Genomic DNA, 20,648 nt, shown 5'->3' with positions numbered 1-20,648 from the left:
ATGAAACCGAAAACGCGTGACAGGTTGCTGGCTGCTGCGGCGCTCGCAGTCTCCCTGGCCGGTACGGGTGCCATCGCAGCCAATTACGGGGCGAAGCCGCCGCCCGAAGTCCAGACCATCAATGCGTGGGCCGGCAACAGTACCGACGGCCGGTGGAGCGTCCAGTTCCTGGGGGACACCATGCTCGGAAACGGGGAAACGTTCGTGGCTGACCCGCTTGCAGGGTATGACGCCGCGCTGGCAGCCGTGGCGCCCCTGATTGATGGGGATTTCGTCATAGCCAACGCAGAAGCGCCCATGACCACCCACGACCAGCCGCTGTTCCAGGGAAAATCCTTCTCATACCGTTCCGATCCGCACGCGGCCTGGGCGCTGTCCAAAGCCGGCATTAACGCAATCAGTGTTGGCAACAACCACTCCATGGACATGGGCCTTACCGGCCTCCAGGACACGATGAGGTATGCCCGCAACGCAGGCATGGCCAGTTTTGGCGCCGGCGACAACGTGGCGGAGGCTGAACGGCCGCTCATGCTCCGCACCGACCTGGGGACCATTGGCGTGGTGTCGTTGGGCGAAAACTTCGGCAAGGCGATGCGGGCCGAAGAGTCCAACCCCGGAACCATTGTCTTCAGCCCCGAAACAGTGCAGCGCGGGTACGATCTCGCCCGTGCCGCCGGCGCCGACTGGGTGATCGGCTATGTCCACTGGGGCGACAACTACACGGACACCTTGCCCCAGCAGCGGTATTGGGCGCAGATGCTGGTTGATGCAGGATATGACGTCATCATCGGGGCAGGATCCCACATCGCGGAGAAGATCGAGTTCGTCGGGGATGTTCCCGTGGCCTATGGACTGGGCAATTTTGTGTTCGGCACTCCCGGCCGCTACGACTCGTTCGGTAAACAAGGGATCGGACTTACGGTCAGCCTCGAGTTGAACCGGGATGCGCCGGCACAACTCGCGGTCAAATGCATTGTTACCGACAACGAAATCACGGGGTTTCTTACACAGCCCTGCACGGGACCCCAGATGCTGGGGGTGATGTCCGGCATTAACCCGGCACTGCAAGTCCAGGGCGATGTGGCCAGGATGCCTTGCCGGTGCCTTGAACCACCGCGATGACAGGCCGGCCTGCCCCGATGGGCGCCACAGGGATCCATGTGCTGCTGCTGGCGTTCATCCTGGCGCTGATGGCAACACTCGTTTCCTGCACCTACACCCCGTGGGAAACAGGAAAGCACACACCGGAATCCGACCAGGGGGACCCCATGCGCGATACCGCCACCACAACAGGAATGATCCATAAGGGCACAACAGGAGATTTTTTCTTCCCAGGAGAGGGCCCGCTCGCTAACCAGCCCATCCGGGTCTGGTACCAGGCCCCGGATGACCCGTCCACTGCCCAGATCCTCATGGTCATGACCGGAGCGCACCGGGACGGCGAATCATACCGGGCGGACTGGCTGCCGATAGTGCAACGCAGCAACACCTTGCTGCTGGTTCTTGAGTTTCCAAAGGACGACTACCCTGGGGCGTCCTCCTACAACCAGGGCAATGTTCTGGACGCCAAAGGCAACATCAACCCGCGTCAAGCGTGGACCTTCACCATGGTGGAAGCCCTCTTCAGGGCGGTGGTCGAGGACACAAACAGCGGGGAAAAGGATTACGCGCTCTTTGGGCATTCCGCAGGCGGCCAGTTCGTCCACCGCTTCATGGAGTTCACGCAGGAAAATCATGTCCGGGTGGCCGTGGCAGCCAACGCCGGCTGGTACACCATGCCGGACCAGGATGTCGATTTTCCTTATGGGCTGAAAAACTCGCCGCTTTCGTCAAACGAGCTGCGGAAGGCCTTCTCTCGGCGCCTGGTCATCATGCTGGGAGCCGATGACGTCGATCCGAAGGACACGCTCCTCCAACGTGACCGGAAGACAGATGTCCAAGGAGATAACAGGCTTAGCCGGGGGCTGAACTTTTACCAGGCATCACGGGACGCTGCCCAGGAAAGCGATGACTTCAACTGGGGCCTGGTGGTCGTACCGGGTGCGGCCCACGAACACGACAAAATGGCTGAGGCGGCAGCACCGTTCCTTTTGTCTTCCCGCTGATCCGCGCGACAGGCTGTCCGGTCCCCTGCGGCGAGCCAAGGCGGGCTGCGCACCCACCCCCGCCAGCCCGCCGTCGTCCCCTTACCCCGTGGGGTACTGCGACGTGCGGAGGAAACGGGCGAGGTGCGCGGCGTTGCGTGCGGCGCCGGCGGTGGTGGCCGCCACTTTCTCGGGCACCGCCTTCAGGTCCTTGTAGTCAACGGTCTGCATGGCTTCGCCCACCCAGTACGTGGCGCCCTGGGCAGGGAGGGTGAAGCCGACGTCGTTCAGGCCCTGCTGCGTGTCCGCCACGGTCTTGTGGGCGCCGTCCTCGTTGCCCACCACGGCCACCACCGCCACCTTCCCGTACATGATGGGCCGGCCCTCGTTGTCCGTCTCTGCGAGGTCGGCATCGAGCCGTTCCATGACCCGCTGCGTGATGCTGCTGGGGTGGCCCATCCAGATGGGGGTGGCGATCACCAGGATGTCGGCCGCGAGGATCTTGTCCCGGATGCCCGGCCAGGCGTCGCCGTCGCCCATGTCCACCTGGACGCCGGGCATCACGTTGTGGTCCACCACGCGCAGCGACGTCCCGCTCACGCCGTGGGTAGCCAGCTCGTCCAGCACGTGGCGGGCCATCAGCTCGCTGCTGGACGGCGCCGGGGAGGGGGTCAGGGAGCAAATCAGGGCAAGTGCGGTGAGGTCAGCCATTGGTCGTCCTTTGCTGTGTCTGCGGAGGGGTGCCACCGGTGGTTCGGGGCCGGCGGCCGGCTGGACTGCCCGGCAGCGTGCCTTCCTGCCCAGCTGCCTCCAGCGCCTGCGCGCCCGGGGCGCGACACGCCGTCGTCCGCGGCGCGCCGCCATCCCGCGGAAGAAGCAAGTGGGAAGGAACGCACGACGGCGGCGCTCGCCGTGGGTGCCTGCGCGCCGGGTGCTGTTGCCTTGCGCGATGGGCGGCCGGCCGGGCCGCACTGCGTTAATCGCGCCAAAAGATCACCCGGCGGACACCCGGAGTCAACCTTGGAGGCCCAGTCTGGAAAGACAAGGCAAGGCACAAAGGAAGGAACGGGCCATGGACAACGGCGACGGCGTGGTTGTCGGCTCCTGCCATGACCTGGTTCCAGGAGATGCTGTGGAAGCGTATTCCAGGGCTGGCCTGGTCCATCGCGGGCCGGTTGTGGACGCGATCCCGGAATGCGGGCTGCTGTGGATCCTGGACACGGTGACCGGTTCCAGGTGTGTGCTCGACCTGTCAGAACTCGAAATTGTGCGCCTTCCCGGTCCGGCCGTCCGGCGGAAGATCAGGCGCTTCCTTCCGAACGGCCGCCAGCCGGCCGGCGGCACGCCATCATTCAACTGGCGTGACGCGTCACCGCGTAGGTAGCGGCGGCGGCGGCGAAGTCTTCCGGCAGGCCCAGGCTGACAGGACTGATGTCTTCGAGATTCCACAGTGCCTCCCCGGGAAGCACGCCAGGTCCGGAAGGAGCCGACCCGGGCACATCAACCAGGGAGGGGGCCTCCGCCAGGCCCGTACCGAGGGCCTTGAGGACGGCTTCCTTGCGGACCCACAGCCGGGTCTGGAATCCGGCCCGCAGCGCGGCCGGGACGTGGTCCAGCTGGCTGCGCTCGTTCGCGGTCATGGCAAGGGACGGGAACCCGTCAAAGTCCGCGGCGGACCCGTCCTCGATGTCCACTCCGATACCGGCCAGGCTTTCATCGAGGCTGGCGGCCAGCAGGCACCAGCCGCCGGCCCTGCTGAGGCTGGCGCGAAGGCGGCCGGGGAGGGAAGGGACCTGGTACCGGGGGACCCCGTGGCCGGCGCGGTTACTGCAGGCGGGACAGAAATAGTCCGCGGTGAGCGACCCGGGGCTGTCTCCGGTCAGGGCGCTGATGTGTAGGCGCAGCGCTATCCTGCCGGCTGTAAAGGTGTCCCGCAGGGCGGGGGAGCGGAACGTCGAAGCCCTGGCCAGCTCCGCTTCGCCCAGGATGTGCGCCAGGCCCAGGTCGACGTCGGACAGCCGCACGGCCGCCACCGGGAGGCCCTGAACTGCGGGCGTCACGGGAACGGCGGCAGTGCCGACTGGTAGAGCCAAGGGTCCAGCACAGCGCGCGCGTCGAATCCGGGCAGTTCGATGCAGGCCTGGTTGGCGGTTTCCACGAAATCAGCTGTTGTGACGCCGCCAAAACGGTACCGGTGCGTCCATGTTCTCAGGAGCTCGAAGAACAGCACATCGCCGGTGGCACGCCGCACGGCATGCAGGGCAAGGGCGCCGCGTTTGTAGACCCGGTCATCGAACATCAGCTCCGGTGACGGGTCGCCCACCAGCAGGTCCTGGGGCCGGGTGGCAACCAGCTGCCAGGCGACCCGCGCCCTCTGCTGCGCCGTGGCGTTTCCGGAGGCCTCGGACCAGATCCACTCGGCATAGCAGGCGAAGCCCTCGTGCAGCCAGATGTCAGCCCAAGAGGTGGCGGTCAGGGAGTTTCCGAACCATTGATGGGCCAGTTCGTGGGCAATGAGCCGCTGGTCCTCCCAGTGCTGGTTGAGGTGGTTCGGCCCGAAAACGGAGAGGGACTGCGCTTCCAGGGGGATCTCAAGCTCGTCGTCGGCCACCACCACGGTGTAACTCGCGAAAGGGTACGGGCCGAAGCAGGTTTCGAACGCCTCCATCATCTGGCCCTGCCGGCCGAGGGCGGCAGCGGCAGCGGCCATGAGGGCCGGAGGTGCCGCAACGAACTGCGGGACCGGACGCGTGCCGCCGTCGTCCTGGATGCCGGCGCGGTGGGCCGGATGGTGGGGCTGGACGGCCAGGGATTGGAGGCTGTAGCGGCCGATCTGCACTGTGGCCAGGTAGGTGGCCATGGGCTCAGCCTGTTCAAAGACCCAGGTTTCACGGCTGGCCTTGGCGTGGCGCGAGACCAGCACACCGTTGCAGACCACCCTGTAGTTGGCCTCCGTGGTGATGGTGTAGCCGAAGCTGGCTTTCTGGCTGGGATGGTCGTTGCAGGGAAACCATGACGGCGCGCCGGTGGGCTGCCCGGCAACCAGCACCCCGTCGGTGAGTTCCTCCCAGCCCACTTCGCCCCAGTTGCCGCGCAGCGGACCGGGGGAGCCTTCGTAGCGGATGTCGAGGCTGAAGTCGCTGCTGGCAGCCACGGGGCGCACCGGAACGATGAAGAGCTGGTGCCCGCGCTGGCTGAATCTCTGGACCCGCTGCCCGTCCAGCTGGATTTTCAGCACCCGCAGCCCGGCAAGGTTCAGCGTTATGGTGGCCAGCTCACCGTGGGCGTGTGCCGTGATGGCGGCATGGCCGGACAGCCGGTTGGTGGAGACCCGGTAGTCGAGGTAGAGCTCGTAGCGGGAGACCCTGTAGTCGGCAGACCCGTGCCCCGGCGTGTAGGGATCGGGCAGCGGACTGCAGGGCGCGGCGGCCCGCGGTGCGCCGGCTGCGCCCGGGACGTGCTCCTGGTGTGCGGTCACTGTAGCTGGGCCTCTCGGGCGGGAACGGCGGCGGCCGGGGATGCCCACGGGCTGACCGGGTTGCCGATCCAGTAGCTGGCCGCCGGAACGGTCTCGCCGCGCATCACCAGGGATGCGGGACCGACTGTACCGCCGGCACCAATCCGTGCTGCAGGCAGGATCACTCCGTGCGGGCCCATGGTTGCCCCGGCCTCAAGCGTAACGGTGTCGATGCTCATCACCCGGTCGTGGAAAAGGTGGGTCTGGATCACGCAGCCGCGGTTCACGGTGGAGTTCTCACCCAGCGTGACCAGGTCCGCTTCCGGCAGCCAGTAGCTTTCGCACCAGGCGCCGGACCCGATCTTGGCACCCAGGCCGCGAAGCCACCAGACAAGGGCAGGGGTGCCCGCAGCAGCGCGCGCGAACCACGGCGCCGTGACCATCTCGATGAAGGTATCCACCACCTCGTTGCGCCAGATAAAGGAGCTCCACAGGGGGTGCTCCCGTGCTTCGATCTTCCCCACCAGCAGCCACTTGGCCACCACCGAGCTTGCCGCGGCCACCGCGCCCGCTGCGAGCACCACCGGTGCCCCGAGCACGGCGGCGGCGGCATATCCGGCGGTTCCGGCTATCCAGTCCAGGACTGCGAGGATGGCGACGGCGATGGCTGCGGTGAGGATGACGGGAACCGCCCGGCACAGTTCCCAGCAGGTGCGGTAGATCTTCAGCCTCAGCGGCGGCGCGTAAGTGAGGCTTTGGTCAACCTCCATCCGTGCGCGGCGGAGGCGCACCGGCGGGCTGCCCAGCCAGGACGTCCCCGATTTCGCTTTCGCGGGCGTCGCCGACAGCACAGCCACAAGCGAGTTCTTGGGCACGCTGCGGCCTGCCCCGGTCATGCCCGAGTTCCCCAGGAACGCCCGTTTGCCGATCTTGGCCGGTGCGATCCTCATCCACCCGCCGCCGAGTTCATAGGAGGCAATCATGGTGTCATCGGCCAGGAAGGCGCCGTCGCCCACCGTTGTCATGGACGGCAGCAGGAGGACAGTTGACGCCTCCACGTTGCGGCCAACTTTTGCCCCCAAAAGCCGCAGCCAGACCGGGGTGAACAGGCTTGCGTAGAGGGGGAACAGCAGGTCCCTGGCCATGTCCAGCACACGTTCGGTGGCCCACACGCGCCAGCCGGTGAAGCTGCGGACGCGGTAGTGGCCTTCGCGGAGTCCCAGGCCCAGCAGGCGGACGACGGCGGCCGTCAGGACCATGTTGGAGAGGAACCAGAGCACGGCGGCAGCGGGCACGGCCCACAGCAGCTGCGGCCAGGACGAGAACAGGGTGTTCCGGCCCTGGACGGCGGCGATCACCGGCAGGGCGCCCAGGGCGGCGGAGGCGAAGGGGATGAGCGCCAGCACTGCCGCGGCCAGCGCATAGGCGCCGAACGCGAGCACCGATTTCAGGCCCGACGGCGGCCTGGCCGGCCAGTCCTGCTGGGCCTTGCCGAGGCGCTGGGCCGGGGAGCCCGCGAAACGCTGGTTCGCCTTGAGCTTGCCCAGGACGGCCGAGCCCGGGGCAACTTCCGCCCCCGCGCCGATCCGTGCGCCCGGCATCAGGGTGCTCCTCGCACCGACAGTCGCGCCCGGACCCACCCGGACGTGTCCGATGTGAACCAGGTCGCCGTCGATCCACCAGCCCGAAAGATCCACCTCGGGTTCGATCGAGCAGCCCGTCCCCAGGCTCAGCATGCCGGTCACGGGAGGGACGGAATGGAGGTCAACATCCTTGCCCACTTTGGCCCCCAGCGCCCGGGCGTAGTACGGGACCCAGGGAGCGCCGGCCAGGCTCACAGCCCCGGACAGGTCAGCGATCTGTTCCGCCAGCCACAGCCTCAGGTGCACTTTTCCGGAGCGCGGGTAGCTGCCGGGAACCACACCGCGCAGAAGCAGGCGGGCCGCGGCAACGGAAATGGCCATCCGGCCCAGCGGATTCACGAACACCAGCCAGGACGCCAGCACCCACCACCAGGAAACTGTCGGGGCCCCGCTCAGGACACCCCACGCGGCCAGGACGTTGTTGATGGCCATCAGGTAGGTCAGCCAGCGCATGGCCACCAGCACGTGCAGCGGCAGCCCGGCTACGATCTGGAAGACCTGCGATTTCCGGGCGGTGGGCCGCACTGAACGTTCCATCCGCTCGGAAGCCGCCATGCCGCCGTCGGGCGATGAAAGCCGGGCAAGGTCAATCAGTGCGCCAATCCGCGGGCGGGCGTACACGTCGGCCACCGTGATGGTGGGGTAGCGCACGCGCAGGGCGGAAACCAGCCGGGCGGCGGCCAGGCTGCTGCCCCCGTAGGCGAAGAAATCGGCGTCCAGGCTGTCCGGTGAAGTCCCCAGGACGGACGCCCACTGCTCAGCGATCCAGGCGGACGGCCCGTCCAGGTCCGGCGCCACGCCGTCCCCTGCGGACGCCTGCGCCAGCGGCCACGGCAGAGCATGGCGGTCCACCTTGCCGCTGGTCTTGACCGGGAGGCTGTCGACGACGGCCAGCAGCGGAATGAGGGCGGCGGGCAGTTGGGCGGCCAGCAGGTCCCGTAACTGGCCAAGGTCGGGGGACGTGCCCGGCGCCGGCGCCAGGTATCCCACGAGGACCTGGTTTCCGGCGGCGGTGTCCTGCACCGCGGCAGCCGCGCCCTGGATGCCGGGGAGGGACTGCAGGGCGGCGTCGATTTCGCCCAGTTCGATCCGGCGCCCGCCGAGTTTCACCTGCTCATCGGCCCGGCCCACAAACACCAGGCCTTCAGCCTCGTACCGCACCAGGTCCCCGCTGCGGTAGGCGCGGTCCCACCCCAGCGTTTCCATGGGCGCATACTTTTCCGCGTCCTTGGCCGGGTCCAGGTAGCGGGCAAGGCCAACCCCGCCGATGATCAGTTCCCCGGTCTGGCCCTCGGCCACGGGAACGCCGGCGGCATCGACGACGGCGAGGTCCCACCCGTCCAGCGGCAGCCCGATGCGCACCGGGCCGGTCCCGTCCATCCGCGCCGCGCAGGCCACCACGGTTGCCTCGGTGGGCCCGTAGGTGTTCCAGACCTCGCGTTCGTCCACTGCCAGCCGCGCCGCCAGCTCGGGCGGGCAGGCCTCACCGCCGAAGATCAGGAGCCTGACCGCGTCCAGGGACTCGGCAGGCCACAAACCTGCAAGGGTGGGAACCGTGGACACCACGGTGATTCCGTTGGTGATCAGCCACGGGCCCAGATCCATCCCGGTCCGCACCAGGGACCGCGGGGCCGGAACCAGGCAAGCACCGTTCCGCCAGGCCAGCCACATCTCCTCGCAGGACGCATCGAAGGCCACGGACAGTCCCGCCAGGACGCGGTCAGAGGAGTTCACCGGATTGCCCGGAAGGAACAGCCTGGCTTCGGCGTCAACAAAGGCGGCGGCTGAGCGGTGCGTGACGGCCACGCCCTTGGGTTTGCCCGTGGAACCGGACGTGAAAATGACCCAGGCGTCGTCCTCCAGCCCGGGTTGCCGCGGTGCCGGGAAGGGACCCTCCCTGCCGGGAACGGTGAAGATCCCACCGGCGCGGAGGACAGCCGCCACCCCTGCTTCTTCGAAGACGAGGGCCGCCCGCTCGTCAGGGTCATCCGCGTCAACCGGCACGTAGGCTGCACCCACCAGAAGTGTGGCGAGGATGGCTACATACAGTTCGTTGGTTCCGGAGGGGATGCGGACCCCCACTTTGTCGCCGGCTCCGATCCCGTTCCGGTGCAGGCGCCGGGCATACTCTTTGGCGGCGGCGTGGAGGTCTGAATAGCTCAGGGAGGCCCTGCCGTCGTCGAGCGCTGAAGCGTCCGGGAACTGGCGGGCCGTTTCCTCAAAAACCTGGACAAGGGTGCGCGGCGGTGCAGCCTTCCCGGCGCCGGCCAACTGAGGCAGGTATGCTGCCTGCTTCCCGGCCGGTTCAGTCAGATCAGAAACATTCACCGGCCGAATTTACTCTGCCGGAGTGAACGGACGGTGAACAGTTGGGGCAGCCGTGCAGGCAGCCTTTCATTCTGTTGCCGCGGCATTCTTGGACTCCGTCCAGGGTTCGGGAGCCCGATCATGGGCCGGTGGCCGGTGGACAGTCTCCCTGTGGAGCCGGTTCCAGGCGCTGCGTTCCACCAGAATCGGTATGTAGCTACGGATGCTGGCGTGGACCAGGTTGTCGTATTCGGCAGCGACGATGCCCTCGATGTATTCCCTGGGGGTCTCCGGATAGCTTTCAGCCAGTCGGTCAACCACCCGCAGCACAAGGGTTTCCTCTGGGTCCTGGTCCATTCGACAAATTGTGGACTTCGCATTTCGGGGGCGTCAAGCATGCAGCTCACCCGGGTACAGGACAGGCCGGTCGTCGTGGTCCGCGAAGGCTGAACTTGTTGTACAGTCCGTCCCGGGGAGGAAATGTTTCCGCTCTCGGACTCCTGTCCCGGCCGGCCGGCCGTAAACTGGCCACAACTACAAGGAGCCGGGGGGCGCTTGGTGGAAGAACAGCACATCTGCCTGGTCATTGAAGATGACTCCGATATCCGCGGACTGATTACCGCCGTGTTGGGCCGTGCCGGGTTCAAGGTGCTGGCCGTCGGCTCGGGAGCCGAGGGTAAAGCCGCAGCCGCTGCGGCCGGTGCCACCCTGTCCCTGATCACCCTGGACCTGGGTTTGCCGGACATCGATGGACGGGACCTTTGCCTCGAACTGCGGAAGCTAAGCCCGGCACCTCTGCTGTTCCTTACAGCCAGGGCAGAAGACGACGACGTTCTTGCCGGGCTGGCAGCCGGAGCCGCTGCGTATGTGACAAAGCCGTTTCTGCCCAGCACGCTACGGGAAACGGCCCTGAAACTATGCCGCGTGCAGCCCGGCGCTCGCATTTGAGCATCGGTAACGCCGCACCAGCTGCCTGGCTCAGCCGCCCTGGGTAAGTCCCGTGTCCGGGAGGGCAAGCGGGCGCCAGTCGGCAATCAGCCCGGTCTCGGCGTACGACAGTTTGATATTGACGTTGTAGCTGCCAGGGCGTTTGAGGTCGGGCACCCAGATGTCGGCGACCCCGGCGTCGTGGGGCGTGGCTCCCACCACCCTGTAGGCGAGGTTTTCGGCCTGCCACGTGAGCGGTACATCCAGGCCATCCAGGGACCACGTCAGGAGTAAGGGGACTCCCGCCAGTCCCTGGAGGTCAAACCTGACGGCCACGGTCCAGCCCTGCGGATCCTCGCCCTGCGGGCCAGCGATCGCTTCCACCTCCTCCAGCGCCGCGGCCAGCCTCTCAGCCACTTGTGCCGGCGGAACGGTTTCGCCCTTTTCGTTGACGGCTTCGACCGGCTTGGCCCGGGCAAAGTATTTGCGGGCGGGCTCAACGAAGACCTGCAATTGTGGTTGTCTCGACACCTCAAAAACGTACTCATCGGTCACCGGCGGGAGGTCCCGGAGGAGCTGCATTGATAGGTCGGGCGAGAAGGTCAAATTCCCGGCGGGCGTGGTGCTCAGTGTTGGCGACGGGCTGCCCGTCCCTGTGGAGGTGCCGGTGGGTGTGGGACTGGGCGTCGCCGTCGTCCGCGTTGGAGTGGGTGTCGGCGTGGGCGTGAACGTCAGGAAGGTGGGCCGCGGGACGGGCCGGACGGTGGGCAGCGGACGCATGGTGAACTGTTCCAGGCCCGTGAATTGGGGCGTGGCCGCCGCCTCCTGCCCCGCCGGAAGCGGCACGTCGGCGGCACCCGCCCCGGCCAGCCCGCCGTCGTCGTAAATCCACCCCGCCGAGGCAGCCTCCGGGACGGCGGTCAGGGGCAGGAGCCCGCCGATCCCTTCCGGGGCAAAGCCGGTCAGCGGTGTGCGCTTGATGAGGTGGATCGACTCGATCCGTGCCACGTCTTCGTCCGGCGGCGGGAAGATCCTGTCCCAGAGGTTCAGCACGCCCAGGATCGCGGCCGCCAGGGCACCTGCGGCGATGATGAACGTTGAGGTGCGCTTGTACCAGGGAGGTTTAGCTGCTGGTTTATGTTTGCTGGCCACGCCACCACCTCCCACCACAGTAAGCAGAGACCCTGGCCCGTTACTGCCGCGTTACTGCGCATCCCCACGGACGCCCCTGTGGTCGGGCTGGCATTCCCGGACGGCAGCAGCGACGCGCATATTCGATGGCGACGCCCGGATATGGCATGCGCCAGCGAATGTGCGCGTCACGGCCGGATTTGCGCGTCGAGAACGGCAGAACGCGTACGACGGCGGGGCACGCCGGCCGCCGCCAGCATGCGTTCCAGCTTGCCTGGCTGCATGAGGTCGGCCCAGTCCCACCGCACCACGGCAAAGCCTGCGGCCCGGATCCGGTTTTCGCGCTTCTTCTCCGCCACCACGGCCTGCGATGACGTCATTCCCTTCAGGAGTTCGGGTTTGACGTACTTTTCCTCGCCGTCGAATTCACCAACCACTGGGGCGTGCTTCCAGTGGAAGTCCGAGTACCCCACCAGGCCGTCCCGGTCGTATATGGGGTGCTGCAGGACCGGGGCCTCGAAGCCGGCACCATGGATCAGTGCCCGGCTGAACGATTCCCCGGCCGAGCCCGACGCCGGATCAGCGAACTCGATCACCGCACGGATCCTGCGCCCGGCCGCCGCGGAATAGTTTGAGCCGATTCCGGCTTCCAGGTCAGCCTTGGTCACCGCGGGCAGCCGCCGGGCCCGGTCCGGCCGGAGCACGTGGTCCATCGGCACAACTGCCTCGGCAAAGGGGGTAAAGGCTGCCAGATCCAGCACGGTCCGGATGCGGTCGGTGACCAGCAGGCCCTCGCGCCTGACCACCCGCAGACCCTCGGGCGCTGCAAAGTGGCGGGTGACTCCGGCACGGGACCGGCCGCCGTCGTTCTTCAACGTGAGGGCCTGGACCTGATGGTGCTGGCCGATCGTCGGTAAGCCCCACACGCTGGCGGACGAGCTCCGGGCAAAGACTGTTGGCTTCTCGAACGTTTCGGCTGCCGCCTGGACGCGGAGGCGGTACTGCGCCCAGGGCTTCAGGTTCCGCCAGGCCGCTCCGTCCGTGTAGACGCCGTGCCGGATACGGACAAGGGTGCCGGCCTTAACGCGTCGAGCGAGCTCATCCGGGGTCAGCCCATGCACAAGGCGGTCGCGGGACAGGAGAAGTGCTGGAAGATCAGGCATGGACCGAAGATCTCAATCGTGTGCCGTCCGGCGGTAGGGGCTGGGGCTGCTATGTGGACAAGCTCTGGCGACGCGCATCTCCGGATTCGACGCGCACATTCGCTGGCGCACCCGGTATCTAAGCCGCGCAGACGAATCTCCGCGTCGAAACCGAACAAGCCCGTCGCCGCCGGAAGGGGCACGCCGCAGTCAAGTCCGGGCCAGCGGAAGCGCGAGCCTCATGGTGGTGCCCTCCGGCCCGGTCCGGGCCACCTCCACGGTGCCCCCGGCTGCCGCAGCAATTTCGCGGACCAGGGCCAGTCCGATGCCGAAGCTTCGCCGTGCCACGGCCTCGTCCGGGGCTGAGGTCCGGACAAAGCGGTCAAAGATCCTGTCCGGATCCACACCCGTGATTCCGGACCCCGTGTCAGCCACCCGGATAACCGCCGCACTGCCCTCGGTTCCTGCGCTGATGGTGATGCTCCCGCCGGCGCGGGTGTGGGCAAGTGCGTTGTCCGCCAGGGCGATGATGGCCCGCCGCAGGGAGTTTGGGTTGATGCGCGCGAGCGGCGCACCGCTGGCCGAGAACGCCAGCTCCACCCCCTGCCGCACCGCCAGTTCCCGCAGCCCCTCGGTTACGGATTCGGCCGCCCCGGCCACGTCCACCGGTGCGGCAGTGTTGCGGGCTGCCCCGGTTGCCGCCAGGAGGAGCTCATCCACGATGCCGGCCAGGGCAGCTGCGTCCTCCCGGATCCTGGCCAGATCCTGCCCGGTTGCCGAGTCCGGCGATGCCCTGCGCTGGGCGAGCTGGATCCGGGTGTCCAGGATGGTCAGCGGTGTGCGCAGTTCGTGGCTGGCATCCTGGACAAAGCGCCGCTGCAGGGCCAGCGCCTCGCCCAGGGGCCGGATGGCGCTGCGTGCGCTGAGCCACCCCACGATGCCGGCCAGGATGACGCCGCCCAGCCCGGCGACGATCATCCCCTCGATCAGGTCCCGGGAATCAAGGTAGGTGTAGGCCTTGCCGGACCCCTCGGAGGGCATGGAAGGGTGGGCCAGCTTGTACATGAGATATGCGGTGGCGGCGGCGAGCAGGCAGAGGACCAGCAGGGCGCACGCGGCGCTGATCCGCACCGCTACCTTGAGCGCCGCCTGGCGGAGCGTATCCCGGTCTGGCTCGTCCGGAGTCATGCGCCATCTCCGATCTGGTATCCCACGCCATGGACGGTGCGGATCACTGTCCTGGCGATTTTCCGGCGGAGGTGGTGGACATAGGTGTCAATCACGCCCGGCTGGTCCGTGGGGTGGAAATGGCCGGCGAGCAGTTCGTCCCGGGTGAACACCCTGCCGGGCTCGGCTGCCAGGGCCGCCAGCAGTTCGGCCTCCTTGGCGGAGAGCGTCACCACTTCGCCGTACAGGGAGCGGACAGAGCGCGACGCCGGGTCAAGCTCCCAGCTGCCGATGCTCACCGGACCGGCGGGCGGGGTATAGGTGCGCGTCAAGGCGCGCAGCCTCGCCGCCAGCTCGCCGGCGTCGAACGGCTTGGTCACATAGTCGTTGGCGCCGGCGTCCAGGCCGCGGACCTTTTCGTCCGTGTCTCCCAGGGCGGTGAGGATGAGGATGGGCGTGGAGATGCCTTTGGACCGCAGCGCCGCGATCACGCTGAGCCCGTCCCGGGCAGGGAGGCCGCGGTCGACCACCATCACGTCCCACGCCTGCGTCAAACCCAGGTGCAGGCCGTCCTGGCCGTTCGTGACCAGCCGGACCGCGTAGTCCGGCTCCAGCAGTTCGGCTATCAGCGGGCCCAGGACCGGATCATCCTCGACCAGCAGCAGGGAGGGGCGCTCCGTGGTTGTCATGCCGCCTATTGTTGCGCAGGCGGCTGTGCGTCCGCCGCCACTTCCGCCGCGGCCGCGGCGCGGGTGTTTCTCCGCCGGCGTTTGAGGAGCTCGATCCCCCAGGGCAGGACTGAGACGAGTACCATGGCGACGGCGATCGCGTCGATGTTGTTGGCAACCAACTCGTAGTGTCCCAGCCACGTGCCCAGCAGGGTCACCGACGTCGCCCAGGCCAGGGCTCCAGCGACGTTCCAGAGCGTGAATGCCGCATACCCGTAGCGCGCGGCCCCGGCGGTTAGCGGCGCGAAGGTCCGCACCACGGGGACAAACCGGGCCAGGACGACGGCGGCGCCTCCGTGAGCGCGGAAGAACTCCTCGGTGGCCGCCAGGTGGGCGGTCTTCAGCACCCTGGCGTCGTCCTTGAACCACCGACGCCCGAAGGTGCGCCCCAGCATGAACCCCGCCTGGTCGCCGGCTATTGCAGCTGCGGTGATGACGCCGATCAGCAGCGGCAGGGAGAGCTGCAGCTGCTGGTGCAGCAGGCCGGCCGTGAAGAGTAACGAGTGGCCGGGCAGGAACGGGAAGAGAACGCCGGATTCGACGAACACCATGGCGGCGATGACACCCAGCGCGGGCGGGCCGAGCCCTTCCAGCAGGCTTGCGGGATCCAGCAGGGAGGGCGTGCCGGACGTTGCGGCCAAGGTAGGGAACAGTGCCAGGAATGGGTGCACGGTCAGGTTCCTTAAGGTCAGCGTGATGGGCGGAGCGCCGGGGCGGGCAGGCGGCGCACCAGATGCGGAGCAACGCGGTTCCACAGTCCGGCGAGCAGCACAACGGCAGCACTCCCGGCCAAGAAGGAAGCCGCGACGTCGGAGGGGTAATGCACGCCCACGTAGAGCCTGGACCATGCCACGAGGACGGCCATGATGGTGCCGGCCACGGCTGCGGCCCTGGCCCAGCGGGTGCCGCGCGCCAGGAGGTACAGGGCGAAGGCCAGTGCGACGGCGAAGCAGGTGTGGCCGCTGGGAAAGCTGTTTGATCCTGTCTCCGGTGAGAGCGGATCAAAGAGCAGGGCAGGGTTGGGCCGCTGCCGCACGAAGATGAGCTTGAAGACCTCGCTGGCCACCCAGCCCGAGCCTGCCGTGAGGAGGAAGGCCACGGCCTTGACCGGATCGCGGCTCACCAGCCACAGGCAGAGGGTGATGACGCCGGTCAGCAGCAGCCCAACCACCGGGCCAAACACCAGGTTCAGGCCCAGCGCAAGGGCGGTCAGCGGGGCGGTATGGTGCAGGCTGAGGCGCTGGTCCACGCCGAGTTCCGCAGCAGTTTCTCCGGGGATCAGCTGCACACCCAGGCCTATTACGACGACGGCAGCACACAGCAGCGATCCCACCAGCAGCCAGTGGCGTGGCTGGGGCAGCGCCCGGAACGTGAAACGGGCTGCGGGCGGTTGCAAGGTCATGGTTCCACTCTTCCGCCCGGCCGTTAAGAAAGGCTTAAGAAGTGCCGCGCTGCCGCACCAGGAGCCCACCGGCTTGGGCTTTGCCTTAGCAACGTTCCCCTGCAGCCCGGGCGGAAGCGCGGTGGCACGGCCGGTCCGGGATTGTGCACTTGATTTGGCCTTGTAGTGGAGCTAGTCTCTTTCTCGGCGCCCCGATGTATCCCCCAATAACATCGGGGCGTTTTCGTGTCCGGGTGCAAACCGCTGCCGCAGCTGGGCTGGATCCGCGGGGCCCCTGCCGGATCCCTTTGCCTCCCCGTCTCCAGCGCTGCGCTGTGACCACTGTCTGGTGCACGCGTCCCCGTACGACGGCGGCCCACACCACCCGCAGGCAGGTGATAGAGCGTCCTGGAAAATCCCGCATCAAGTGATAGAGCGTCGGGGGAAAGGGCGCATCAAGTGATAGAGCGTCCGGGGAAAGGGCGCATCAAGTGAGAGAGGGTCGCAGGGGGAGGCCGGGACAGGGAGCCGGGGCCAGTAGGGAGGTGCGGGCGAACGCTTGACGGGCCTGCGCGCTTCCGCATATCCTGAACGAACGGTCGGTAAATAATTCCGCACGTCCCAGACGGTCTTTGCATAGGAGCAACCATGGCAGCCCAGAACTTGCAGTCAGTGCCGGCGGAGCTAAACGCTGGAACCAGCGAAACGGCGGAAGCAGACGGCCAGGCCAACTTTGACCGCGTCATCGCCGAGGACTCCCGCATCGAACCCAAGGACTGGATGCCGGCGGCCTACCGCAAGACCCTCCTGCGCCAGATCTCCCAGCACGCCCACTCCGAAATCATCGGCATGCAGCCCGAGGCCAACTGGATCTCAAGGGCCCCCAGCCTGAAGCGCAAGGCCATCCTGATGGCCAAGGTCCAGGACGAGGCCGGCCACGGGCTGTACCTCTACTCCGCCGCCGAGACCCTGGGCCAGAACCGGGACGAGATGACGGACGCGCTGATCGCCGGCAAGGCCCGCTACTCGTCCATCTTTAACTACCCCGCGCTCACCTGGGCGGACATGGGTGCCATCGGCTGGCTGGTGGACGGCGCCGCCATCTGCAACCAGGTCCCGCTGTGCCGCGCCTCCTACGGCCCCTACGGCCGGGCCATGGTCCGCATCTGCAAGGAGGAGTCCTTCCACCAGCGCCAGGGCTTCGAGATCCTCCTGGAACTCTCCAACGGCACCCCCGAGCAGAAGCAGATGGCCCAGGACGCCGTGAACCGCTGGTACGCCCCGGCCCTGATGATGTTCGGCCCGCCGGATGACGATTCCCCCAACTCCAAGCAGTCCATGGCCTGGAACATCAAGCGCTTCAGCAACGATGAGCTCCGCAGCCGCTTCGTGGGCATGATGGTGGAGCAGGTCAAGGTCCTGGGCCTCACCCTCCCGGATGACCAGATCCGCTTCAACGAGGACTCCAAGAAGTGGGAGCACGGCCCGCTGGACTGGGACGAGTTCCACGAGGTCCTGGCCGGCCGCGGCCCCTGCAACTCCCAGCGCCTTGAGCGCCGGAGGCAGGCGCACGACGACGGCGCCTGGGTCCGCGAGGCAGCGGCAGCCTATGCACAGAAACAGTCAATGACGACGAAGGAATACGCAGCATGAGCCCCCACGGGAACCCGGAAGCACCCGCCAGCTCCGCCACCGAGATCAACCGCGAAGCCCCCAAGGCATCCCCAAAGCCGCAGGAACACACGGACCACGCCTGGGGCCTCTGGGAGGTCTTCGTCCGGTCCAGCCGCGGCCTGAGCCACGTCCACGCCGGCTCCCTGCACGCACCGGATGCCGCCATGGCCCTGCGCAACGCCCGGGACCTCTATACCCGCCGCAACGAGGGCGTGTCCATCTGGGTTGTCCCCGCGGACGCCATCGCCGCCAGCGATCCCGATTCCAAGGGCGCGTTCTTCGAGTCCCCCCAGGGCAAGGACTACCGCCACGCCACGTACTACACCAAGAGCGAGGGAGTGAAGCACCTGTGAGCGAAGCCAACGCCAGCGCCACCCGCATCACCCCCGGCAACGCCCTCCGCCCGGAGGACATCGCACTGGAGGTCCGCACCGGCCTCGCGAAGCCGAGCGAGGACACCGCCGAGTACGCGCTGCGCCTGGGGGACGACGCCCTGATCCTGGCCCAGCGCCTGGGCCACTGGATCTCCCGCGCCCCCGAGCTGGAGGAGGACATCGCCCTGGGCAACATCGCCCTGGACCAGCTGGGCCACGCCCGCTCCTTCCTCAGCTACGCCGGCGGCGCCATGGTGAACGACGACGGTTCGGCCAAGTCTGAGGACGATCTCGCCTATTTCCGCCGCGAGCATGAGTTCCGCAGCGTGCAGCTGTTCGAGCAGCCCAACGGGGACTTCGCGGCCACCATCGCCCGCCAGTTCGTGGTGAGCTACTACCAGTTCCTGCTCTACAGCAAGCTCACCGAATCGAAGGACGCCACCCTGGCTGCCATCGCCGCCAAGGCCGTCAAGGAAGTGGACTACCACCGCGACCACGCCGCCCAGTGGGTCCTGCGCCTGGCCGGCGGCACCGAGGAATCCCGCAAGCGGATGATCCACGGGTTCCGCATCATGTGGCCCTACGTGGAGGAACTCTTCCGGGACGACGCCCTGACGGGCCGGCTCGCTGAGGCGGGCATCGCCGTCGCGCCTTCCTCGCTGAGGGAGGACTTTGACCGGCTCACCGGCCAGGTCCTGGATGAGGCCGCGCTGGAGGTGCCGGACGTTCCCGCGGCACCCGGCGGCGGCCGGCAGGGGAAGCACTCCGAGCACCTGGGCTACATCCTGGCCGAGATGCAGGTGCTGGCCCGCGAGCATCCCGGAGCGAGCTGGTGACGGCGGCCATGTTCATCTCGGACTTTGAATCCCGGACGCAGACGCCGCGGCAGAAGGCCTGGGACATCGCTGCCACCGTGGTGGACCCGGAGATCCCGGTGCTGAGCATCGAGGACCTGGGCATCCTGCGGGACGTCGCAGTGACGAAGGAACACGGGACTGACCACGTCAAAATCACCATCACCCCCACGTACTCGGGCTGCCCGGCCATGGACGCCATCCGCGACGACCTCAAAACTGCCTTCGAAAAAGAGGGCTACACGGACGTCGAGGTGGACCTGGTGCTCGCCCCGGCCTGGTCCACGGACTGGATGACGGACGCCGGCAAGCAGAAGCTGCAGGAGTACGGAATCGCCCCGCCCACGGGCAAGAGCCACGCAGCACGGCACGCCGGCCCCATCCGCCTCACCATGGCCGTGAAGTGCCCGCAGTGCGCCAGCCTCAACACCAAGGAACTCACCCGCTTCGGCTCCACCTCCTGCAAGGCGCTGTACGTCTGCCAGGACTGCAAGGAACCGTTCGACTACTTCAAAGTCCTGTAAGGAAGCCCCATGCCTGTTGTCCGCCAGACCGCCGCCGAGGAGGCGCAGGCCACCGGCCGCCGTCGTCCGTCCTTCCACACCCTCGCCGTGAAGGAGGTGCGCCGGCTCACCGAGGACGCCATCGAGGTGTCCTTCCATGTGCCCGCGGAGCTCGCCGGCCAGTTCGACTACCTGCCCGGCCAGTACGTGGCGCTGCGCACCACCCTGCCGGACGAGGCCGGCGAACCCAAGGAAATCCGCCGCAGCTACTCCATCTGCGCGGAGCCGCGCAGCTTCGAGGACGGCACCAGCGAGATCCGCGTGGCCATCAAGAAGGACCTGGGCGGGCTGTTCTCCACCTGGGCCAACGCCGAGCTGAAGGCCTGGGACACCCTGGACGTCATGAGCCCCATGGGCGCGTTCGTGTCCCGGCACGGCCGCGACGGCCAGGCCGTGGAGCAGAACCGCATGAACTCCATGAATGATCCCGAGGCGCTGGCGGGGGACGTGGCCTCCAACGGGGAGGCGAGCTTTGTGGCCATCGCCGCCGGCTCCGGCATTACCCCGGTGATCGCGATCGCCCGGACGCTGCTGGCCGCCAACCCGGAGTGCCGGTTCGACCTCATCTACGCCAACAAGGCCGCCATGGACGTGATGTTCCTGGAGGAGCTCGCGGACCTGAAGGACAAGTACCCGCAGCGGCTGGCCATCCACCATGTGTTGTCCCGCGAGCAGCGGATCGCGCCGTTGCTCTCCGGCCGGATCGATGCGGAGAAGCTCCAGCAGCTGCTGGGCACCGCCATCCACGCGGACGATGTGGACGAGTGGTTCCTGTGCGGGCCGTTCGAGCTGGTGCAGCTGTGCCGGGACACCCTGGCCGAGCGCGGCGTGAAGCCGGAGAACGTCCGGTTCGAGCTGTTTACCTCCGGCAAGCCGGACAAGCCGGAGGGCAACGCCGGCCGTCCGGTGCTGGTGGACGAGTCCAAGGAGACGTACAAGATCACGTTCAAGCTGGACGGGCTGCAGGGCGAGGTGGCCAGCCCCACCCACGCCCGCGAGTCCATCCTCAACGCCGCGCTGCGGGTCCGCCCGGATGTGCCGTTCGCGTGCGCCGGGGGAGTGTGCGGCACGTGCCGGGCCAAGGTGGTCACCGGCAGCGTGACCATGGACGAAAACTACGCGCTGGAGCAGGATGAGCTGGACAAGGGGTACGTGCTGACGTGCCAGAGCCACCCCACCAGCAAGGAAGTCACGGTCGACTTCGACGTCTAAGTCT

Annotated in this window: 20 protein-coding genes; 9 read left to right on the top strand and 11 right to left on the bottom strand. The window is 67.5% G+C overall.

Annotated features, from left to right (window positions below):
* Together AC4BCK_RS15890 and AC4BCK_RS15885 are read left to right on the top strand one after the other, a co-directional pair.
* Entirely contained in the window at positions 1–1,122 is a 1,122-nt protein-coding gene (locus AC4BCK_RS15890) for a CapA family protein (RefSeq protein WP_490566163.1), read from the top strand.
* A gap of 17 nt (positions 1,123–1,139) precedes the next feature.
* Complete coding sequence (locus tag AC4BCK_RS15885) at positions 1,140–2,105, top strand: hypothetical protein (RefSeq protein WP_490566162.1); 966 nt, start codon at positions 1,140–1,142, stop codon at positions 2,103–2,105.
* An 81-nt stretch (positions 2,106–2,186) separates the two neighbouring features.
* Here AC4BCK_RS15885 and AC4BCK_RS15880 read toward each other — a convergent pair whose 3' ends face one another.
* Positions 2,187–2,795, bottom strand: coding sequence for a flavodoxin family protein (locus AC4BCK_RS15880; RefSeq protein ID WP_490566161.1), 609 nt, complete (start codon positions 2,793–2,795; stop codon positions 2,187–2,189).
* Positions 2,796–3,156: 361 nt separating this feature from the next.
* Between AC4BCK_RS15880 and AC4BCK_RS15875 the strand changes: the two genes are divergently transcribed.
* Positions 3,157–3,468 (top strand): hypothetical protein, encoded by a 312-nt coding sequence (locus AC4BCK_RS15875; RefSeq protein WP_490566160.1) that lies wholly within the window; start codon positions 3,157–3,159, stop codon positions 3,466–3,468.
* On the opposite strand, the gene AC4BCK_RS15870 is transcribed toward AC4BCK_RS15875, so the two are convergent.
* From AC4BCK_RS15870 to AC4BCK_RS15855, 4 genes are all read right to left on the bottom strand, one after another.
* On the bottom strand, positions 3,437–4,144 hold the full coding sequence (locus AC4BCK_RS15870; protein WP_490566159.1) for a 4'-phosphopantetheinyl transferase family protein: 708 nt from the start codon (positions 4,142–4,144) through the stop codon (positions 3,437–3,439). The genes AC4BCK_RS15875 and AC4BCK_RS15870 overlap by 32 nt on opposite strands.
* Positions 4,141–5,562 carry a M1 family metallopeptidase gene (locus AC4BCK_RS15865; protein WP_490566158.1) on the bottom strand — a complete coding sequence of 474 codons (1,422 nt, stop codon included), beginning with the start codon at positions 5,560–5,562 and terminating at the stop codon, positions 4,141–4,143. Before AC4BCK_RS15865 ends, AC4BCK_RS15870 begins: the two co-directional genes overlap by 4 nt.
* Positions 5,559–9,512, bottom strand: a complete 3,954-nt coding sequence (locus tag AC4BCK_RS15860; RefSeq protein WP_490566157.1) for a Pls/PosA family non-ribosomal peptide synthetase — start codon at positions 9,510–9,512, stop codon at positions 5,559–5,561. The genes AC4BCK_RS15865 and AC4BCK_RS15860 overlap by 4 nt, the downstream gene beginning before the upstream one ends.
* Positions 9,513–9,578: 66 nt before the next feature.
* A complete protein-coding gene (locus AC4BCK_RS15855) occupies positions 9,579–9,848 on the bottom strand; it encodes a three-helix bundle dimerization domain-containing protein (RefSeq protein WP_490566156.1) in 270 nt (89 codons plus the stop codon).
* A 201-nt stretch (positions 9,849–10,049) separates the two neighbouring features.
* Between AC4BCK_RS15855 and AC4BCK_RS15850 the strand changes: the two genes are divergently transcribed.
* On the top strand, positions 10,050–10,439 hold the full coding sequence (locus AC4BCK_RS15850) for a response regulator transcription factor (RefSeq protein ID WP_490566925.1): 390 nt from the start codon (positions 10,050–10,052) through the stop codon (positions 10,437–10,439).
* 30 nt (positions 10,440–10,469) lie between these two features.
* Here the strand turns inward: AC4BCK_RS15850 and AC4BCK_RS15845 are convergent, their stop codons facing one another.
* From AC4BCK_RS15845 to AC4BCK_RS15820, 6 genes are all read right to left on the bottom strand, one after another.
* On the bottom strand, positions 10,470–11,570 hold the full coding sequence (locus AC4BCK_RS15845; RefSeq protein WP_490566155.1) for a hypothetical protein: 1,101 nt from the start codon (positions 11,568–11,570) through the stop codon (positions 10,470–10,472).
* 167 nt (positions 11,571–11,737) lie between these two features.
* On the bottom strand, positions 11,738–12,712 hold the full coding sequence (locus AC4BCK_RS15840; RefSeq protein ID WP_490566154.1) for a hypothetical protein: 975 nt from the start codon (positions 12,710–12,712) through the stop codon (positions 11,738–11,740).
* A gap of 189 nt (positions 12,713–12,901) precedes the next feature.
* Complete coding sequence (locus AC4BCK_RS15835; protein ID WP_490566153.1) at positions 12,902–13,879, bottom strand: sensor histidine kinase; 978 nt, start codon at positions 13,877–13,879, stop codon at positions 12,902–12,904.
* Positions 13,876–14,547 (bottom strand): response regulator transcription factor, encoded by a 672-nt coding sequence (locus tag AC4BCK_RS15830; protein WP_490566152.1) that lies wholly within the window; start codon positions 14,545–14,547, stop codon positions 13,876–13,878. The genes AC4BCK_RS15835 and AC4BCK_RS15830 overlap by 4 nt, the downstream gene beginning before the upstream one ends.
* Positions 14,548–14,552: 5 nt before the next feature.
* Positions 14,553–15,257, bottom strand: coding sequence for a VTT domain-containing protein (locus AC4BCK_RS15825; RefSeq protein WP_490566151.1), 705 nt, complete (start codon positions 15,255–15,257; stop codon positions 14,553–14,555).
* A 17-nt stretch (positions 15,258–15,274) separates the two neighbouring features.
* Entirely contained in the window at positions 15,275–15,988 is a 714-nt protein-coding gene (locus tag AC4BCK_RS15820) for a phosphatase PAP2 family protein (protein WP_490566150.1), read from the bottom strand.
* Positions 15,989–16,615: 627 nt separating this feature from the next.
* Between AC4BCK_RS15820 and paaA the strand changes: the two genes are divergently transcribed.
* The 5 genes from paaA to paaE are packed head-to-tail and all read left to right on the top strand — an operon-like array spanning position 16,616 to position 20,644.
* Positions 16,616–17,620 carry a 1,2-phenylacetyl-CoA epoxidase subunit PaaA gene (gene paaA, locus AC4BCK_RS15815; RefSeq protein ID WP_490566149.1) on the top strand — a complete coding sequence of 335 codons (1,005 nt, stop codon included), beginning with the start codon at positions 16,616–16,618 and terminating at the stop codon, positions 17,618–17,620.
* Complete coding sequence (gene paaB, locus AC4BCK_RS15810; protein ID WP_104184541.1) at positions 17,617–17,994, top strand: 1,2-phenylacetyl-CoA epoxidase subunit PaaB; 378 nt, start codon at positions 17,617–17,619, stop codon at positions 17,992–17,994. Before paaA ends, paaB begins: the two co-directional genes overlap by 4 nt.
* Entirely contained in the window at positions 17,991–18,851 is an 861-nt protein-coding gene (paaC, locus tag AC4BCK_RS15805) for a 1,2-phenylacetyl-CoA epoxidase subunit PaaC (RefSeq protein WP_490566148.1), read from the top strand. The genes paaB and paaC overlap by 4 nt, the downstream gene beginning before the upstream one ends.
* 8 nt (positions 18,852–18,859) lie before the next feature.
* Positions 18,860–19,393 carry a 1,2-phenylacetyl-CoA epoxidase subunit PaaD gene (gene paaD / locus AC4BCK_RS15800; protein ID WP_490566924.1) on the top strand — a complete coding sequence of 178 codons (534 nt, stop codon included), beginning with the start codon at positions 18,860–18,862 and terminating at the stop codon, positions 19,391–19,393.
* Positions 19,394–19,402: 9 nt separating this feature from the next.
* The gene (gene paaE, locus AC4BCK_RS15795; RefSeq protein WP_490566147.1) at positions 19,403–20,644 is read left to right on the top strand and encodes a 1,2-phenylacetyl-CoA epoxidase subunit PaaE; all 1,242 of its coding nucleotides are present in this window, start codon (positions 19,403–19,405) and stop codon (positions 20,642–20,644) included.
* The last annotated feature ends 4 nt before the right edge of the window (positions 20,645–20,648 follow it).

The organism is Pseudarthrobacter sp. As-47 (assembly GCF_058215595.1).
This window is presented reverse-complemented; position numbering and strand designations above follow the sequence as displayed.

What these genes read in the sequence shown, in the direction of transcription:
- AC4BCK_RS15890 (WP_490566163.1), top strand. Translation starts at nt 1, where the DNA reads ATGAAACCGAAAACGCGTGACAGGTTGCTGGCTGCTGCGGCGCTCGCA.
- AC4BCK_RS15885 (WP_490566162.1), top strand. Translation starts at nt 1,140, where the DNA reads ATGGGCGCCACAGGGATCCATGTGCTGCTGCTGGCGTTCATCCTGGCG.
- AC4BCK_RS15880 (WP_490566161.1), bottom strand. Translation starts at nt 2,795, where the DNA reads ATGGCTGACCTCACCGCACTTGCCCTGATTTGCTCCCTGACCCCCTCC.
- AC4BCK_RS15875 (WP_490566160.1), top strand. Translation starts at nt 3,157, where the DNA reads ATGGACAACGGCGACGGCGTGGTTGTCGGCTCCTGCCATGACCTGGTT.
- AC4BCK_RS15855 (WP_490566156.1), bottom strand. Translation starts at nt 9,848, where the DNA reads ATGGACCAGGACCCAGAGGAAACCCTTGTGCTGCGGGTGGTTGACCGA.
- AC4BCK_RS15840 (WP_490566154.1), bottom strand. Translation starts at nt 12,712, where the DNA reads ATGCCTGATCTTCCAGCACTTCTCCTGTCCCGCGACCGCCTTGTGCAT.
- AC4BCK_RS15835 (WP_490566153.1), bottom strand. Translation starts at nt 13,879, where the DNA reads ATGACTCCGGACGAGCCAGACCGGGATACGCTCCGCCAGGCGGCGCTC.
- AC4BCK_RS15830 (WP_490566152.1), bottom strand. Translation starts at nt 14,547, where the DNA reads ATGACAACCACGGAGCGCCCCTCCCTGCTGCTGGTCGAGGATGATCCG.
- AC4BCK_RS15820 (WP_490566150.1), bottom strand. Translation starts at nt 15,988, where the DNA reads ATGACCTTGCAACCGCCCGCAGCCCGTTTCACGTTCCGGGCGCTGCCC.
- paaA (WP_490566149.1), top strand. Translation starts at nt 16,616, where the DNA reads ATGGCAGCCCAGAACTTGCAGTCAGTGCCGGCGGAGCTAAACGCTGGA.
- paaB (WP_104184541.1), top strand. Translation starts at nt 17,617, where the DNA reads ATGAGCCCCCACGGGAACCCGGAAGCACCCGCCAGCTCCGCCACCGAG.
- paaD (WP_490566924.1), top strand. Translation starts at nt 18,860, where the DNA reads ATGTTCATCTCGGACTTTGAATCCCGGACGCAGACGCCGCGGCAGAAG.
- paaE (WP_490566147.1), top strand. Translation starts at nt 19,403, where the DNA reads ATGCCTGTTGTCCGCCAGACCGCCGCCGAGGAGGCGCAGGCCACCGGC.